The sequence below is a fragment of the Kribbella sp. NPDC056861 genome, from assembly GCF_040687575.1.
Taxonomy (GTDB): Bacteria; Actinomycetota; Actinomycetes; order Propionibacteriales; family Kribbellaceae; genus Kribbella.
On the sequence record NZ_JBFBNQ010000004.1, the window covers coordinates 242,971 to 258,330 of the forward strand.

General features: G+C 68.7%; 15 protein-coding genes, 1 tRNA gene and 1 pseudogene. 11 read left to right on the forward strand and 6 right to left on the reverse strand.

What is annotated here, in order from left to right; translation table 11 throughout:
* Positions 1-16: 16 nt before the first annotated feature.
* The gene (locus tag AB0P21_RS20615; RefSeq protein WP_363698722.1) at positions 17-703 is read right to left on the reverse strand and encodes an SAF domain-containing protein; all 687 of its coding nucleotides are present in this window, start codon (positions 701-703) and stop codon (positions 17-19) included.
* Positions 704-741: 38 nt separating this feature from the next.
* Here AB0P21_RS20615 and AB0P21_RS20620 point away from each other — a divergent pair, with 38 nt between their 5' ends.
* Complete coding sequence (locus AB0P21_RS20620) at positions 742-1,023, forward strand: hypothetical protein (protein WP_363699488.1); 282 nt, start codon at positions 742-744, stop codon at positions 1,021-1,023.
* A 14-nt stretch (positions 1,024-1,037) separates the two neighbouring features.
* On the opposite strand, the pseudogene AB0P21_RS20625 reads toward AB0P21_RS20620, so the two are convergent.
* Positions 1,038-1,178, reverse strand: a pseudogene (locus tag AB0P21_RS20625) (FmdB family zinc ribbon protein); the annotation flags it as partial.
* 274 nt (positions 1,179-1,452) lie between these two features.
* On the opposite strand from AB0P21_RS20625, the gene AB0P21_RS20630 reads away from it, so the two are divergent.
* The gene (locus AB0P21_RS20630; RefSeq protein ID WP_363698723.1) at positions 1,453-3,993 is read left to right on the forward strand and encodes a penicillin acylase family protein; all 2,541 of its coding nucleotides are present in this window, start codon (positions 1,453-1,455) and stop codon (positions 3,991-3,993) included.
* On the opposite strand, the gene AB0P21_RS20635 is transcribed toward AB0P21_RS20630, so the two are convergent.
* The 3 genes from AB0P21_RS20635 to AB0P21_RS20645 all read right to left on the reverse strand — a co-directional run bounded on the left by AB0P21_RS20635 (position 3,994) and on the right by AB0P21_RS20645 (position 6,652).
* On the reverse strand, positions 3,994-5,070 hold the full coding sequence (locus AB0P21_RS20635) for a serine hydrolase domain-containing protein (protein WP_363698724.1): 1,077 nt from the start codon (positions 5,068-5,070) through the stop codon (positions 3,994-3,996).
* On the reverse strand, positions 5,070-6,014 hold the full coding sequence (locus tag AB0P21_RS20640; protein WP_363698725.1) for a phosphotransferase: 945 nt from the start codon (positions 6,012-6,014) through the stop codon (positions 5,070-5,072). The genes AB0P21_RS20635 and AB0P21_RS20640 overlap by 1 nt, the downstream gene beginning before the upstream one ends.
* A gap of 74 nt (positions 6,015-6,088) precedes the next feature.
* Positions 6,089-6,652, reverse strand: a complete 564-nt coding sequence (locus tag AB0P21_RS20645) for a 5-formyltetrahydrofolate cyclo-ligase (protein WP_363698726.1) — start codon at positions 6,650-6,652, stop codon at positions 6,089-6,091.
* 235 nt (positions 6,653-6,887) lie between these two features.
* Between AB0P21_RS20645 and AB0P21_RS20650 the strand changes: the two genes are divergently transcribed.
* Both AB0P21_RS20650 and AB0P21_RS20655 read left to right on the forward strand, forming a co-directional pair.
* The gene (locus AB0P21_RS20650) at positions 6,888-8,276 is read left to right on the forward strand and encodes a UTP--glucose-1-phosphate uridylyltransferase (RefSeq protein ID WP_363698727.1); all 1,389 of its coding nucleotides are present in this window, start codon (positions 6,888-6,890) and stop codon (positions 8,274-8,276) included.
* Positions 8,269-8,739: a GNAT family N-acetyltransferase gene (locus AB0P21_RS20655; protein ID WP_363698728.1), complete on the forward strand. Its 471-nt coding sequence runs from the start codon at positions 8,269-8,271 to the stop codon at positions 8,737-8,739. Before AB0P21_RS20650 ends, AB0P21_RS20655 begins: the two co-directional genes overlap by 8 nt.
* Here AB0P21_RS20655 and AB0P21_RS20660 read toward each other — a convergent pair.
* Positions 8,699-9,757, reverse strand: coding sequence for a winged helix-turn-helix domain-containing protein (locus AB0P21_RS20660; RefSeq protein ID WP_363698729.1), 1,059 nt, complete (start codon positions 9,755-9,757; stop codon positions 8,699-8,701). The two genes, AB0P21_RS20655 and AB0P21_RS20660, sit on opposite strands and share 41 nt — an antisense overlap.
* 128 nt (positions 9,758-9,885) lie before the next feature.
* Here AB0P21_RS20660 and AB0P21_RS20665 point away from each other — a divergent pair, with 128 nt between their 5' ends.
* The 7 genes from AB0P21_RS20665 to AB0P21_RS20695 all read left to right on the forward strand — a co-directional run bounded on the left by AB0P21_RS20665 (position 9,886) and on the right by AB0P21_RS20695 (position 15,206).
* Positions 9,886-11,286, forward strand: a complete 1,401-nt coding sequence (locus AB0P21_RS20665; protein ID WP_363698730.1) for an alpha/beta fold hydrolase — start codon at positions 9,886-9,888, stop codon at positions 11,284-11,286.
* A gap of 31 nt (positions 11,287-11,317) precedes the next feature.
* Complete coding sequence (glp, locus tag AB0P21_RS20670; RefSeq protein WP_363698731.1) at positions 11,318-12,544, forward strand: gephyrin-like molybdotransferase Glp; 1,227 nt, start codon at positions 11,318-11,320, stop codon at positions 12,542-12,544.
* Positions 12,541-13,023, forward strand: coding sequence for a cyclic pyranopterin monophosphate synthase MoaC (moaC, locus tag AB0P21_RS20675; protein WP_363698732.1), 483 nt, complete (start codon positions 12,541-12,543; stop codon positions 13,021-13,023). Before glp ends, moaC begins: the two co-directional genes overlap by 4 nt.
* Positions 13,020-13,508, forward strand: coding sequence for a MogA/MoaB family molybdenum cofactor biosynthesis protein (locus tag AB0P21_RS20680; protein WP_363698733.1), 489 nt, complete (start codon positions 13,020-13,022; stop codon positions 13,506-13,508). Before moaC ends, AB0P21_RS20680 begins: the two co-directional genes overlap by 4 nt.
* Complete coding sequence (locus AB0P21_RS20685) at positions 13,508-14,119, forward strand: GNAT family protein (RefSeq protein ID WP_363698734.1); 612 nt, start codon at positions 13,508-13,510, stop codon at positions 14,117-14,119. The genes AB0P21_RS20680 and AB0P21_RS20685 overlap by 1 nt, the downstream gene beginning before the upstream one ends.
* 98 nt (positions 14,120-14,217) lie before the next feature.
* Positions 14,218-15,063 (forward strand): hypothetical protein, encoded by an 846-nt coding sequence (locus AB0P21_RS20690; protein ID WP_363698735.1) that lies wholly within the window; start codon positions 14,218-14,220, stop codon positions 15,061-15,063.
* 67 nt (positions 15,064-15,130) lie between these two features.
* Positions 15,131-15,206 (forward strand) — tRNA-Ala (locus AB0P21_RS20695).
* The last annotated feature ends 154 nt before the right edge of the window (positions 15,207-15,360 follow it).

A 15,360-nucleotide genomic window follows, 5' to 3' on the forward strand; every position in this document is an offset into this window, starting at 1 on the left:
GTCAGCAGTTGGGGGATCAGCTTGTGTCGGGGGTCAGTGCGAAGCTGATTCGGGTGTTCGCGGTGGCTTGGGCGATTCTGCCGATGACGTCGCGATCTGCGGCTATGACGATCAAGGCGCCTGACGAGCCGGTCATGGATGCTTTCGACGTTGGCAGCGCGAGCACGCGGACCGCGTCGGCCAGGACGATCGCGGCGTCGCCAGCGGTGTCGGGTGTGCCGGCGGTGCCGGGCGTACCGGCGGTGCCGGTGGCTCCGGGTGTGCTGGGCATGCCGGTTGCGGCGTACAGGTCTATTCGGTCGCCGACCTGGAGGAGGGTGGTGAGGTCGGCGTCGTCTATGCGTAGGGGATAGGCGAGTTGGCCAGCCGGTAGCGCCGCTGGGGTTAGGAAGCGGGCGTCGGTTAGGGGCTCGCCGGAGCGCACTGGGCCGGCGAGGATGCGGTGGGCGACGTTGCTGCCTGGCTGGAGGGCGCCGGCGGGGACGACCGCAGCGGGTAGTCGCACTGTGCGGAGGTCGCGGGGCGACGGGGGTGAGCCGCCGGGGAGGTCTCGGGCGGCGGCCAGCACGGCCACGTTGGGTGGGGGTGGCGGGGAGAGGGCGGTCATGCCGCAGTAGACGGCTGCCGCCGCGGACACCCCGGCGAGTAGGCGGCGGTGCCGGCGGACGGCTTTCAGCAGGTCACGAAGTGGAGGTCGGCTCATGCCAGAGAAAGTACGAGCCTTTCGGTGGCGTTCCCTTGTTGTCCACAAGGGAATCCAGAAGAAATCAGGCGGCGCTGGTTTTGCTGCCCGACGACCCGGACGAAGACCCCGAAGAGCCGGACGAACCCGAGGAGCCGGACGAGGACGACCCGGACGACGGCGACCCGGAGGAAGAAGATCCAGAGGAGGAAGATCCAGACGAGGAGTCCGACTTCGGGGTGGACGACGAGGACGAGTCCGACGACGAGGAGGTCGAGGACGATGACTCGTTCTTCGCGGGCACCGTGCTGCTCTTCGAGTCGCGGCTGTCGGTGCGGTAGAAGCCCGAGCCCTTGAAGACGACGCCGACCGCGTTGAAGACCTTGCGCAGGGCGCCCTCGCAGTTCGGGCAGACCGTCAGTGCATCGTCGGTGAAGCTTTGCCGGACCTCGAGTGAGTTACCACACTCGGTGCACAGGTACTGGTACGTCGGCACGTGATTCCCCTTCGATGGCCGCTGGCACTCCTACTACTCGACTGCTAATAATGCGTCACGGCCCCGAAGTATTCCAACTTCAGGCGCGGCAGTCCGGTCTGGACCGGACTGAGCCGGACCAAGAAGCTCCGGCAGGAAGTCGCTGGACCGAGGGCGATCCGCGGCCCGCTGACCAGGCGTCTGGCCCGTGAACGGTGCTGAATCCGTCCAGGTTGTCCACAGCTCCGTGGGCGCAGCATTTGGGGTGGGCGTCCGCATTCTCTAAGTTTGGTCCGTGCGTCGCCTGCTGCGTGTCATCATCCTGTCCGGAATCGTGCTCGCCACCTTGCTCCTGGTGGTGGCCGGGACCGGAATTTTCGTCGTCCGCCACTCCTTCCCCGACTACGACGGCACGGTCGCGCTGACCGGCCTGGACGCGGACGTGGAGGTGGTCCGCGACGGCAACGGCATTCCGCAGATCTATGCCGACCAACCGGGTGACCTGTTCGCCGCTCAGGGTTACGTCCACGCCCAGGACCGCTTCTTCGAGATGGACTTCCGCCGCCACGTCACGGCCGGCCGGCTGGCCGAGCTGTTCGGCAAGGACGCCCTGGAGACGGACAAGTTCGTCCGTACCCTCGGCTGGCGCCGGGTCGCGGAGAAGGAGCTCGGCCTGCTCACGCCGACCACCCGGGCCTACCTGGACGACTACGCGCGTGGCGTCAACGCCTACTTGAGCACGCACGCCGGCTCCGGCCTCAGTCTCGAGTACGCCGTGCTGTCGCTCCAAGGTCCCGACTACCGCCCGGAGCCGTGGACCGCCGCCGACTCGCTGGCCTGGCTCAAGGCGATGGCGTGGGACCTCGGCGGCAACATGAACGACGAGATCACCCGCACCAAGCTGGCCGCGAAGTACCCGGTCTCCAACATCGCCAGCCTGTACCCGGACTACCCGTACGACCGCAACGAGCCGATCATCGCGACCGCCGCGCTGACCAAGGGCGGCACTTTCACCACCGCGCCGGTCGAGACCGAAGCGCGGCGCGGGATGCTGACGCAGGGGCTGCTCAAGTCGCTCGACACCGTCGACAAGGTCGCCAAGGGCCTGCCGCAGTTGCTCGGTCGCGGTGACGGCATCGGCTCGAACGCCTGGGTCGTCTCCGGTGACCACACCACCACCGGCAAGCCGCTGCTGGCCAACGATCCGCACCTCGGCGCGACCATGCCGGGGATCTGGAGTCAGGTCGGCCTGCACTGCAAGAACGTCAGCACCCGTTGCCCGTACGACGTGTCCGGGTTCAGCTTCTCCGGTCTGCCGGGCGTGGTGATCGGCCACAACGCCGCGATCTCCTGGGGGTTCACCAACCTCGACCCTGACGTGATGGACCTCTACCTGGAGAAGTTCAGCGGTCCTGACGCCGTCATATACGACAACAAGGTCCGCGCGCTGTCCAAGCGTGAGGAGACGTTCAAGGTGGCCGGCCAGGAAGAGGTGGAGAAGATCGTCGTCCGGGAGTCCCGGCACGGTCCGATCATCTCCGACGTCGGTGACGACGAGCGTGAGACCGGTGAACTGGCGGCGAAGCGCCTGGACACCTCCGAGGCGTTCGGGGTCGCCCTGCAATGGACGGCGCTGACCCCCGGCCGGACCGCGGACGCGCTGTTCGCGATCAACCGGGCGCAGACCTGGAAGGCCTTCCGCGCGGCCGCCGCGCAGTTCGAGGTCCCCTCGCAGAACCTCGTGTACGCCGACCGCGAGGGCCACATCGGCTACCAAGCGCCCGGTCAGGTCCCGATCCGCAACGCTGGTGACGGCGACTGGCCGGTCCCGGGCTGGGACTCGCGATACCACTGGAAGGGCTACATCCCCTTCGAGGCGATGCCGACCGAGGCCGACCCGGACGACGGCATCATCGTCACGGCGAACCAGGCGGTCGTCCCGAAGACCTACCCGTACCACCTGACCGATGACTGGGACTACGGCTACCGGTCGCAGCAGATCCTCGACCGGATCCGTGCGGCGGGCAAGCTCGACGCGAACTCGATGGCATCCATCCAGCTCGACACCAAGAACCGCAACGCCGAGACGCTGGTTCCGTACCTGCTGCAGGTGCAGATCAGCGACGAGTTCGACCGGCAAGGGCAGGACACCCTGCGGAACTGGGACTTCACCCAGCCCGCAGACTCGGCCGCCGCGGCGTACTTCAACGTCGTCTGGCGCAACCTGCTCGAGCTGACCTTCCACGACCAGCTTCCGGAGGGCACCTGGCCGGACGGCGGATCGCGCTGGTTCGAGGTGATGCGCAAGATCATCATGCAGCCGAACAGCGGCTGGTGGGACAACCTCGCGACCACGCAGCGGGAGAGTCGCGACGACATCCTGCGCGAGGCGATGGTGAACGCCCGGGCCGAGATCACCACCAAGATGGCCCGCGATCCCGGGAGCTGGCAGTGGGGCCGGCTGCACAAGCTGACCCTGACGAACCAGACCCTCGGCAAGTCGGGCATCGGCGTGGTGGACAAGCTGTTCAACCGCGGCCCGTTCGAACTGGGCGGCGGCTCATCGCTGGTCAACGCGACCTCGTGGGACGCCTCGGAGGGGTACGCGGTGACCGCGACGCCGTCGATGCGGATGGTGGTCGACCTGTCCGACTACGACAAGTCGCGCTGGATCAACCTGACCGGCGTCTCCGGGCACGCGTTCTCGTCCAACTACACCGACCAGACCGACCTGTGGGTACGCGGCGAGACCCTGCCGTGGGCCTTCACCCGTGGCGCGGTCGAGGCGAGCCGTGAGCACACGCTCACGTTCACCAAGCCGGACAAAGAGAACTAGCTAGAAGGCTTCTTCGAAGGCGGCGAAGAGCTCGGGCGGCCAGGTCCAGATCGCTCGCTGGGTCAGCAGCAGAACGGTGCTCTGCTGATCCAGCGCGGTCGACCAGAGCGTTCCCAGGCCACCGGCCCAGCCGACCCGCCCGCCACCGACCGACATCCCGAACCCCCAGCCGACGCCCTCTTGCATGAAGCCGGTCGCGCTTGCCGCGGCGCTCTGCTCGGCGGTCAGCTGATCGGTGGTCATCTCCCGCACCGCGTCGGCCGAGAGAACCCCACCTCCACCGGACAGCAGCATTCGGGCAAAGGCATTGAAGTCGTCCGCTGTCGAGACCAGCCCGCCACTCCCGGTCGGGAACGTGGGCGGCACCAGCCACTGACTCTCGGCGGCGGTGTCGTACTCGTCATCTCCGAGGTACGCCGTCGTCAGCCGCGCGGCGTCCAGCGCCGTGAACCCGGTGTCCTTCATCCCCAACGGCGCGAAAAGCCGCTCGTTAAGGAACTCCCCGAGTGGCTGACCACTCGCCCGCGCAATCAGTACTCCGACCAGATCCGAGCTGGTCCCGTACTGCCACCGCTCACCCGGCTGGTACTGCAGCGGCAACGTGCCAAGCCTTCGCATCCACTCATCGGGATCCAGCGGCGTCCGAGGCTTGGGCGGCCCGAAAGTCCGCAGTTCCAGCTCCTCTTCGCGGGCCCGAAGCGCCGGGTTGTCCGACTCGCCGAGCCCGAGTCGGAACGTCAGCAGATCCCGCAGGGTAACCGCCCGGACAGCGGTGACCACGTCATCAAGCGGACCATCGGGACGACGCAGTACGGGCTGTGAGGCGAGCTCGGGGAGCAGGTCGGTGACCGGCTGGTCGAGCGTCAACCGCCCCGAGTCGACCAGGACCATCGTGGCCGCGGCCACGATCGGCTTGGTGAACGACGCGATCCGGAACAAGCTGTCCCGCTGCATCGGCGCACCGCTGAAAGCGAGATTGCCGACCACGTCCACCCGCGTCTCCGCGCCTCGGCTGACCAGCGCGACAGCGCCGGCCAGCACCCCGCTTTCGACGTACGAGGTGAGTTGCTTGAGCATCAGCCCAGGCCTCCTGCGAACGGCATCGTTCGCCAGAGTTCGATCGACGGCTTCAGGCCTTCGGCCAAAGCAGGCAGCGCCGGGAGCAGCGGAAGACAGATGATCAGTTGCAGCATCCGGGCCGTGTTCGCCACCCCGACCAGCCGCTCGTCGATTCCTGGCCGGCCCAGTGCAGCAGCGGTCTCGTTGTAGACCTGCACATGCGTCGGATCGAGCATCGCCATGTCCCACTCGACCGGGCCGAGCGTGGCGTCCTCGAAGTCGGACCACAGGGTCGGACCGCCGACCGTCGGGATCACGTTGTAGTACGGCGCATCGCCATGGATCGGCTGGATCCGAGCCCCCGGAAAGGCGGCCTCGAACCCGGCGCGACTCATCAACACCGGCTCGAGCACCTCCCACTCCCGCCGAACCCGATCCAGGTCCTCCGCGGTCAGCAGCTCGGTGTCCGCCGACAACTCCTCCAACCCAGCCGGTACTGCGGAAGTCACCGGAGAGAGCCACGGCAACTCCCCGGGATACTCAGCCAGTACTGCGTGCAGCCGCGCCGCGGAGGCGGTCCCGGCCAGGAAATCGGGTTCCACCGACTTGTCCTGCTCGACGTACTGCCACAACGTCATCGAGAACCCATCACGCTGCACCGGCTCGAGCGGCACCAACGGGCTGGGCGCGACCACGGGATGCCCCTGCTCGACGAGCCATTGCGCCACGTCGAGTTCGGTCTGCTGGCGTCGCGCCTCGACCGCCAGATCCTGCAGCGGCTTCGGCAGCACGACCGGGATGCGGGCCACGACCGGGGCCGGCTTCAGGTGCACGACCACCGAGAAGACGTCGTACAGGACCGTCGGGTCGGTGACGGTCAGGCCGAGATCGCGTGCGGCGGCAGCGGCGGCCGCGACTGCTTGGTCGGTACGGGCGGCCAGGGTCTCCACGTTCCAGGTCATCGCGCCATCCTGCCAGCGCGCCGACCGAGTCAGCAGGTCATTTACGGCCAGCCAGCCCAGTACAGCCCGGTCAATCAGCCGGGCGACAGCTGAACCAGCCGAGTCGGGGTCAGCGCCGCCTGGACCGGCTGGTCGTGCGGATCAGCCGGGAGCGAATCGACGATCTCCGAGTCGTGCACGACGGCCCAGACCGGCGTACCGGGGGAGACGCGGGCGAGCGCGCGATCGTACGAACCGCCGCCGCGCCCCAGCCGTACTCCGTGCCGGTCGACCGCGAGTGCCGGGCAGATCACCAGTTCCGCGGCGGCGATCGCCTCGGCGCCGAGGTCCACGGGTGGCTCCGACAGCCCGAGCCGCCCGGGCACAAGGTCGGCCGCGCCCGGAGCGACACCCCAGCCGAGGTCGTTGTCGGCGTACAGGACCGGCAGGAGCACCTCGCGACCGGAGGCGAGCAGCCAGTCGATCAGCGGGCCGGTCTGCGGTTCGGTGCCCATCGAGACGTAGACCGCGATCGTCCGCGCGTCGACCACCTCGGCTTGGTCCCGCGCGACCGCGAGCAGTCCAGGTCCGGACAAGACAGCGGATTGCTGCCGAGCGGCCAACAGTTCTTGGCGAGCGACCGCCTTCGAGGAGAACACAGCGTGATCCTAGGGACAGCGAGTGACGCACCTAACGTCACGGGTCCCCAACCTGCCCTAGTGCGCCGTGTCGGAAGTTTGGTTGCGCTACCGGCGCCCAGGCACGCACCTCGCGGCAGCGGAGGGACAGCCACGATGGAAAAACATCGAGGCTGTCCCTCCGCCACCGCGAGGCACGCACCTGAACACCGCTATCGCTAACCCAACTTCCGACACGGCGCACTAGTGTTGGGACATGAGCGAGGCAGGTCTTCAGCAGGCACAGGAGAAGATGCGCGCGGCGGGCGTCGCCGACGTCGCGATCACGGTCTTCTCGCACTACTACCGGTTGTTCGAGTCGGGCCAGCAGGGCACGATCCGCGAGGACGAGATCGAGCCGGTGGGCGAGCTGCCGCACCTGGAGCACCTCGATCCGGATCGCGAGTCGCAGCGGGCCGCGCTCGCGACCACGGTGGTGATCAAGCTCAACGGCGGCCTCGGCACGTCGATGGGCGTGACCGGGCCGAAGTCGGCGCTGCCGGTCAAGGACGGGCTGACCTTCCTCGACATCATCGCGCGGCAGATCCTGGCCACCCGGCAGGAGTACGACGTACCGCTGCCGCTGATCCTGATGAACTCGTTCCGCACCAGGGACGAGTCGCTGGCGATCCTCGGCGAGTACGCCGACCTGCCGGTGGACGGCATCCCGCTCGACTTCCAGCAGAACATGGAGCCGAAGCTGCTGGCCGACGACCTCACGCCGGCCGAGTGGCCCGCCGACCCCGAGCTGGCCTGGTGCCCGCCCGGCCACGGCGACCTGTTCACCGCGCTGGTCGCGTCCGGCACCCTCGACGCGTTGCGGGAGAAGGGTTTCCGGCACGCGTTCATCTCCAACGCAGACAATCTCGGCGCCACCCCGGACGGCCGGATCGCCGCCTGGATGGCCGAGCACGACGTCCCGTTCGGGATGGAGGTGTGCCGCCGGACCAGGTCGGACCGCAAGGGCGGTCACGTCGCGGTTCGCAAGTCCGACGGCCGGCTGATCCTGCGCGACAGCGCCCAGGTGCACCCCGACGACACGCAGCACTTCCAGGACACCAGCCTGCACAAGACCTTCAACACGAACAACCTGTGGATCGACCTCGACCGGCTGGCCGAGCTGATGGCCGGTCACGACGGGGTGCTCGGGCTGCCGATCATCATCAACCGCAAGACCGTCGACCCGGCCGACTCCTCCTCGCCGAAGGTGATCCAGCTGGAGACCGCGATGGGGACCGCGATCGAGACCTTCGAGGGGTCGCAGGCGGTGATCGTGGACCGGACCAGGTTCAAGCCGGTGAAGACCACCAACGACCTGCTCGTACTGCGCTCCGACGTCTACGACCTGAGCGAGTCCGGCGACCTGACCACCAACCACGACGGCGACGAGCCGTACGTCGATCTCGACCCGGACCACTTCAAGATCCTGGCCGACTTCGAGCAGCACTTCCCGGCCGGGCCGCCGTCGCTGCTGCGGGCCGACCGGTTCGAGGTCCGCGGTGACGTTGCCTTCGGCAAGGATGTGGTGGTGCTCGGCGAGGTCGAGGTGGAGGCGCCGGCCGGGGAACGGCGGGAGATCCCCGACGGGACCGAGCTCCGTGGATGATGTCTGGATCCGGCCGCTGGAGCCGTACGACACGGACGAGGCCGCAGGAGTTTGGTGGCGCTCCCGCCATGCTGTGGGTTCGCAGCTGCCACCGGCGATCCACTCTGAGGCGCAGGTGCGCGGCTGGTTCGCCGAGGTGCTGCTACCGGACGGGCAGAGCTGGGTAGCGATGGACGACGGCCGGATCGTCGCCGTGCTGACGCTGGACGGTGACGACCTGGACCAGCTGTACGTCGAACCGGAGCTGGCCGGCCAGGGCGTCGGGTCGACACTGGTCGACCTGGCCAAGGACCTACGGCCGGGCGGACTCGCGCTGTGGACCTTCCAGAGCAACACCCGGGCCCAGGAGTTCTACCGGCGGCACGGCTTCACCGAGGTACGGCGTACCGACGGCGCCGACAACGAGGAGCACGCGCCGGACGTCAGGATGGTGTGGGGCCGGCATCCCGAAGCGGCGTCGTGAGTGCCTCGCCTGCGGGTGTCCTGGCGTAGTACACCTCGCGGCCGTGGCGGCCGCGGTCGACGAGACCGCTGCTGTGCAGTCGGCCCAGGTGGTACGACACCGTCGCCTTGGACAGTCCGAGGCGAACAGCCAGGCTGTGGCCCGGCTGAGGAACCTCCAGTGCGGCGATCAGGCGATGCCGAGTGCCCAGTCCTTCGGAGGGGCTCTCCTTCGGTGCCCTGCCCGTGGCGTGAGGTCCGCTGATGACCCCACGGCCGCGGCAGGGGTAGCCGATCAGCAGGTTGTCTCCGGAGATGATCACTGCCCGACCTCGCTCGATCAGGGTCGACGGCGCCAGGACGATGCGGTGGTGGAGCCTGGTCAGGTCGAGTTCGAGCGGGGACTCGAGCTGTGCCGCCCTGCCGTCCCACGCCTCGCCGTCGACAAGCTCGAGCGCCGCTGAGGACATGCCGGCCGACCTCACCAGGTGCAGCCGATGCATCACGTCGGTCTCGGTCACTGACCGGATCACCGGCCAGGTGGGCGCCAGGACCACCTCCCACACCTCTGCCAGAGCTTGCTGGGCAGCGTCCAGCAGTGGGCCGCTCTGCCCGGCCCAGGCAGCCGCGACAAGCTCGCTCGGAGCCTTACGCCACCTGTCCGCGACAGCCGGTACTACGCCCATTCGGTCGGCGAAGACCTCGTCGACCGGGCCGAGCCGGTAGGTGAGGCGCAACTGTGCACGCAGGTCCGCGAGCGGAGTAGCGGCGAGGGCAGCCAGCTCGAACTCCGTACTGGGCCGGTACTGGTCGGTGAGTGGGAGCAGGAAGTCCGGTATCGAGTGCGTCGAGGGATCGATCAGGTCGAGCAGTAGCGTGCGGCTGCCGGGTGAGACCTGCGCCCAGCGCCGCGGTAGCCAGGCCGGAGGCTGGTGCGGACGCTGCTGGATCCGGATCACCGCCTCGGTGACGTGCATCAGCGGAGACACCGTGAAGCGCAGCGTGGACAACTGCTGGTCGTTCAGCCCGAGCCGGATCATCTCAGTCCTCCCGCGGCCCATCATCACAGCCGCGTGGGTCCGTCAACGAGAGTTCGAAAGTCTCGAATGAATAGCGGCCCGAGGTGTCGGCGGGGTGAGGTGTGGCACCGACCGGTTGGGAGCCCACGATGCGCCGAACTCGCAGATCAGTCCTGCTGACGACCACTCTGATCGCCGGCCTGCTGGGCGGGAGCTCGGCCCAGGCCGAAGTCGCCACCACCACCGAGGCCTCGGGTGGCAGTCCTGGCGCCGGGTGGACCGGACTCAGCCCGTGCGCGCAACCAGAGCTCACCGCCTACCTCTGCGGCGAGCTGACGGTCCGCCTGGATCGCGGAGACCGGCGCAGCAAGACTCTCGACCTGCCGGTCCTGGTGGCCGGCAACCCCCAGGCGCGGCGCACCATGCTGATGCTCACCGGCGGCCCCGGCCAGCCGGGCCCGGTCCTCGCGCCGCGTGTCCTTCGGGCGTTCGAGGGCATCAAGAACGACTACCGCATCGTGATGCTCGACCAGCGGGGGACAGGCGCGAACGCGCTGAACTGCCCGGAGCTGCAGAGCGAGCGGGGCGGCAGCGACCTGCGGGTGCCGAGCAGGGCCGCAGTACTGGCGTGTGCAGCGACTCTGGGAGCCGACCGCGAGCACTACGCGACGACAGACTCCATCGCCGACTTCGAGGACCTACGGCGGGCACTCAAGGTCGACAAGTGGGCTGTGAACGGTGTGTCCTACGGCACGTACACAGCTCAGCGCTACGCCGCCGCGCACCGGAGCAGAGTCAGCCACCTGGTCCTCGACTCGGTCGTACCGGTCGACGCGTTCCGTGGCGAACTGGTGGAGACCTTCGGCGAGCACGCACGAGTACTGCGTGACGTCTGCGCCGCCCCGGGCCGCAACTGTCCCGGCGATCCGGCTGCCGACCTGGCCTCGGTGCTCCGCCAGAAGCCGTCCCTCGGGCCGCAGATGCTGGAGGTGATCACCATGATGAGCTACGTCGATCCGGTGCGTTTCCTCTATGCCCCGGAGGCGCTGCATGCCGCAGCAGGCGGGGACGACACCCGGCTGCGGGACCTGATGGCACTGGTCGACCAGATCACGCCGGCCCCGGCTACGCAGTACAGCCAGGGAATCCAGGCGGCGACCCTCTGTCTGGATCTGGACTTCCCCTGGGGTGGTGCCCAGTCCGCTGAGCGCAGCAGGGCCCGCAAGGCCGACCGGGCGGTCAGGAGGTTGACCCCCGAGCAGCTGTGGCCGTTCAACGCCGCAGCGGCACGCAGCAACGGCCAGATGGTGATGTGCGAGAACTGGCCCAAGGTCAGGGATCCGGAGGTGCACCAGCTCTCCCTGCGAGGTGTCAACGCGTTGTTGCTGCACGGCGAGCGCGATCTCGGTACGCCGTTGGTGTGGGCGCGCGAGGCGCACCGGGACATCCCGGGATCGCGGCTGGTCGTCGTACCCGACGGTGGTCATTCGCTGCAGGTTGGCGACGCCGCCACCGTCCGGGAGACCGTCACGGACTTCCTCCTGCGCTGACGCAACTTGCTCAACGACTAGAGTCCTCTGGGTGAGACGGAGCGTTGACGAACATCTGGAAGCAGTACTCGGCAGGGTGCGGCCGCTGCCGCCGTTCGAGCAGCCGCTGATGGAGGCGCTCGGGCTGGTGCTCTGCGAGGACGTTGTCTCCGCAGTGAGCCTCCCTGGCTTCGACAACTCGGCCATGGACGGGTACGCCGTACAGGCGGCCGACCTGGCGGGGGCGTCCCAGGAGAACCCGATCGTGCTGCCTGTGGTCGGCGAGATCGCCGCTGGGCGGAGTGAGCCGATCGTGGTGACTCCGGGGACCTGTGTGCGGATCATGACGGGTGCACCGATGCCCCGCGGCGCCGACAGCATCGTGCCGGTCGAGTGGACCGACGGCGGAGCTGCCCGGGTCCAGATCGTGCGGGAGCCGGCGCTGGGAGCCTCTGTACGCCGGGCCGGCGAGGACCTGCAGGCCGGCGACAAGGTGATGAACAGCGACACCGTGCTGGGGCCGCGGCAGATCGCAGTACTGGCGGCAGTTGGTCGGGCGCGTGTGTCAGTGCGCCCGCGGCCGCGAGTAGTAGTCGTCTCCACCGGGGCTGAGCTCCGTGAGCCGGGCACCCGGCTGGGCGACGGGCAGATCTACGACTCGAACAGCTACACGCTCGCCGCGGCCGCCCGGCAGGCCGGGGCCGTCGTGTACCGGGTGGGCATCGTCGACGACGACCCGAAGAAGATCATGGACACGCTGTCGGACCAGTTGGTCCGCGCTGACCTGGTGATCACCTCCGGCGGCGTCAGCAAGGGTGTGTACGACGTGGTCAAGGAGGTGCTGACCAAGCTCGGCACCATCGACTTCCCCGAGGTCGCCATGCAGCCCGGCAAGCCGCAGGGCTTCGGGGTGATGGGCGACGACGAGGTGCCGATCTTCACGCTGCCCGGCAACCCGGTGTCGGCGTACGTGTCGTTCGAGGTGTTCGTCCGGCCCGCGCTGCGCAAGCTGATGGGGGCGATGCCGTACCGCCGACCGACGGTTCAGGGCGTCGTACTGGACGGGTTCTCGTCGCCTGCTGGGCGGCGACAGTTCGTCCGGGCCGCGGCCACCTCCGGCGACGAGGGGTGGATGGCCAGTACAGTCGGCGGCCACGGCTCGCACCTGCTGGGTGGGTTGAGCCGTTCGAACGCGCTGATCGTGGTGCCTGAGGATGTCACCGCTGTCCGGGCCGGCGATCAGGCCGAGCTCTGGCTGCTGGACGAGGAGACCGGATGACGGAACCTGCCGGGGGGCTGACCCACGTGGACGCCACCGGTGCCGCCCGGATGGTCGACGTCTCGGAGAAGTCGGCCGGCGCCCGGCGGGCCGTTGCCTCAGGCAAGGTGTTTGTCTCGGCCGAGGTGGTCGCGGCGCTGCGTGGCGAGGGCGTGCCGAAGGGTGACGCGCTGGCCGTCGCGCGGATCGCCGGGATCATGGGTGCCAAGCGGACTCCCGACCTGGTGCCGCTGTGCCACCCGATCGCCATCACCGGGGCCAAGGTCGAGCTGGAGGTGGCCGACGACGCAGTACTGATCGCTGCCACCGTCAAGACGACCGACCGGACCGGCGTGGAGATGGAGGCGCTGACCGCTGTCGCAGTGGCCGGGCTGACCGTCATCGACATGGTGAAGGCACTCGATCCGGCGGCTGTGCTGTCCGACGTACGGGTGGAGCTGAAAGAAGGCGGCAAGACCGGGCATTGGGAGCGGCCGTGAGGGCTCTGGTCGTCAGCATCTCCAACCGGGCTGTTGCAGGTGTCTATGAGGACACCACTGGTCCACTGATCGCCGAGCGACTTGCTACCTGGGGCTTCAGTGTCGACGGGCCGCAGGTGGTGCCCGACGGCGCTCCTGTCGGCGAGGCGCTGGTCGCGGCCGTCGCAGCGGAGTACGAGGTTGTGGTGACGACAGGTGGCACCGGGATCTCGCCTACCGACGAGACACCCGAGCGCACGCGAGCAGTGCTCGACACGGAGATCCCTGGCATCGCCGAGGCCATCAGGGCCTACGGGATCGCGCAGGGCGTGCCTACTGCTGCGCTGTCGCGAGGCCTGGCCGGGTTGGCCGGCAAGACAGTGATCGTGAACCTGCCGGGCTCCAGGGGTGGGGTCAAGGACGGTCTGGTCGTACTAGAGCCGTTGCTGCGGCATGCGGTCGACCAGGTGCGCGGCGGCGACCACACCCGGACGGATCTGGACTGATGGCTGTCGTGCACTGGCCCGTGGAACTCCAACACGGGCAGGTAGGGCTGAGACCCCTCAAGGCCACCGACGGCCCCGAGTGGAGCGCTGCTCGCCAGCGGAACATCAGCTGGCTCCGTCCGTGGGATGCGACCCAGCCGCCCGGTGCCGAAGACGGCGCTCGCACCTTCCGGGCGATGGCGCGGGACTGGAACCGGCAGGCGCGGTACGGGCGCATGCTGCCCTTCGTCATCACGTACGCCGGTGCTGCGGGTCCCAAGGCCAAGCGGCCGCTGGTCGGGCAGTTGACGGTCTCCGGGATCACCTACGGCTCAGCGCGCTGGGCGAACCTCGGCTACTGGGTCGACGAGCAGTACGCCGGCCGCGGCATCGTGCCGGCCGCAGTCGCGCTGGCTGCGGACCACTGCTGGTTCACACTCGGGCTGCACCGCCTCGAGGTCGCGATCCGCCCCGAGAACAAGGCGAGTCTGCGCGTGGTGGAGAAGCTGGGCTTCCGCTACGAAGGCGACCGGCCGCGCTTCCTGCACATCGACGGCGAGTGGCGCGACCATCGCATCTTCGCCCTGAACGCCGAGGAAGTCGGGCCCGGGCTGGTAGCACGTTTGCCCTGATCACGCTGCGTGCTTATTCACACCAGTCACACGAGTCTTCTTGCGACACACCGGCGCACGTACCGGACCTGACCCGCCCGGGGTCTTAGCGTCGTCGCATGGGGACGACAGGGCTTATCTACGTGGCGATCGTCGTCGCGTGGGCTGCCTACCTCGTCCCGATGCTCTTGAAGCGCAACGACGAGGCGAGTACGCGCCGCTCGGCGGAGAAGTACTCGTCGTCGGCTGCGCGCGTGCTGTCGCGGCAGTCCGACGTACAGGCCCGGTCGCGGTACGTCGTCCGGCCGCCGGGCTCGCCGGGCGCGGCCACGGACACGGCGCTGCTACAGGAAGGCGCTGAGGATCTGTCGCCGCCTGAGCGATACGTCCCGAACCGAGCCCGCCGGGTGGCCGCTATGCGCCGCCGGCGGGTGCTGTCGATCCTGACCCTTTCACTGTTGACAGTGGTGGCGCTGGCGAGCTTCCAGATGCTGGCCTGGTGGACGCTGGCGGTGCCGACGTCGCTGATCGTCAGCTTCGTCGTACTGACTCGCGTGCAGCTTCGCCGGCAGGCCCGCGAGCGGTCGGCGCTTGCCGCCCAGCGTCGCGTCCAGGCCGAGTCGCAGCACGACCGCGGCCCGGCGACCGCGCCGTCGCAGGCTCCTGAGGACCACGAGCTGACGATCGAGGTGAAGCTCCCGGAGACCACCCCGGAGCCCGTCGCCCCGAAGAAGCCCGAGCCGCGCACCGACGGCCTGTGGGACCCGGTACCGGTCACGCTGCCGACGTACGTGATGAAGGAGAAGGCCCCCGACCGGACGGTCCGCACGATCAGCCTGTCCGGCCCCGAGGTCTTCTCCTCGGCCCGCACCGCCGACCCCGAGCCGGAGGCCGCTCCCGTCGTACCGGAGCCCGCTCCCGCGCCCGTCGAAGAGCCGGAAATCCGCCGGGCGGTGGGCGACTAGCCCCAGTTTCAGACACCGGCCGATCGCGTGTTAGAGTTTCGCGGTCGCAAGGAACAAGCGACAACCTGGGGCTGTGGCGCAGTTGGTAGCGCGTCTCGTTCGCAATGAGAAGGCCAGGGGTTCGAATCCCCTCAGCTCCACCAGGCGGTACTTATTAGAACAACCGGCGAGATCATCGCCGGAGAGTAAGACCCGCAGACGATGGTTCGACGCAGATTGGCCGTTCCCGGCGACGGGGGCGGCCATTTTGGCGTCTGGGGCGGTTTCAGGGGTCGGGATGGCGCCCGGTCCATCCGG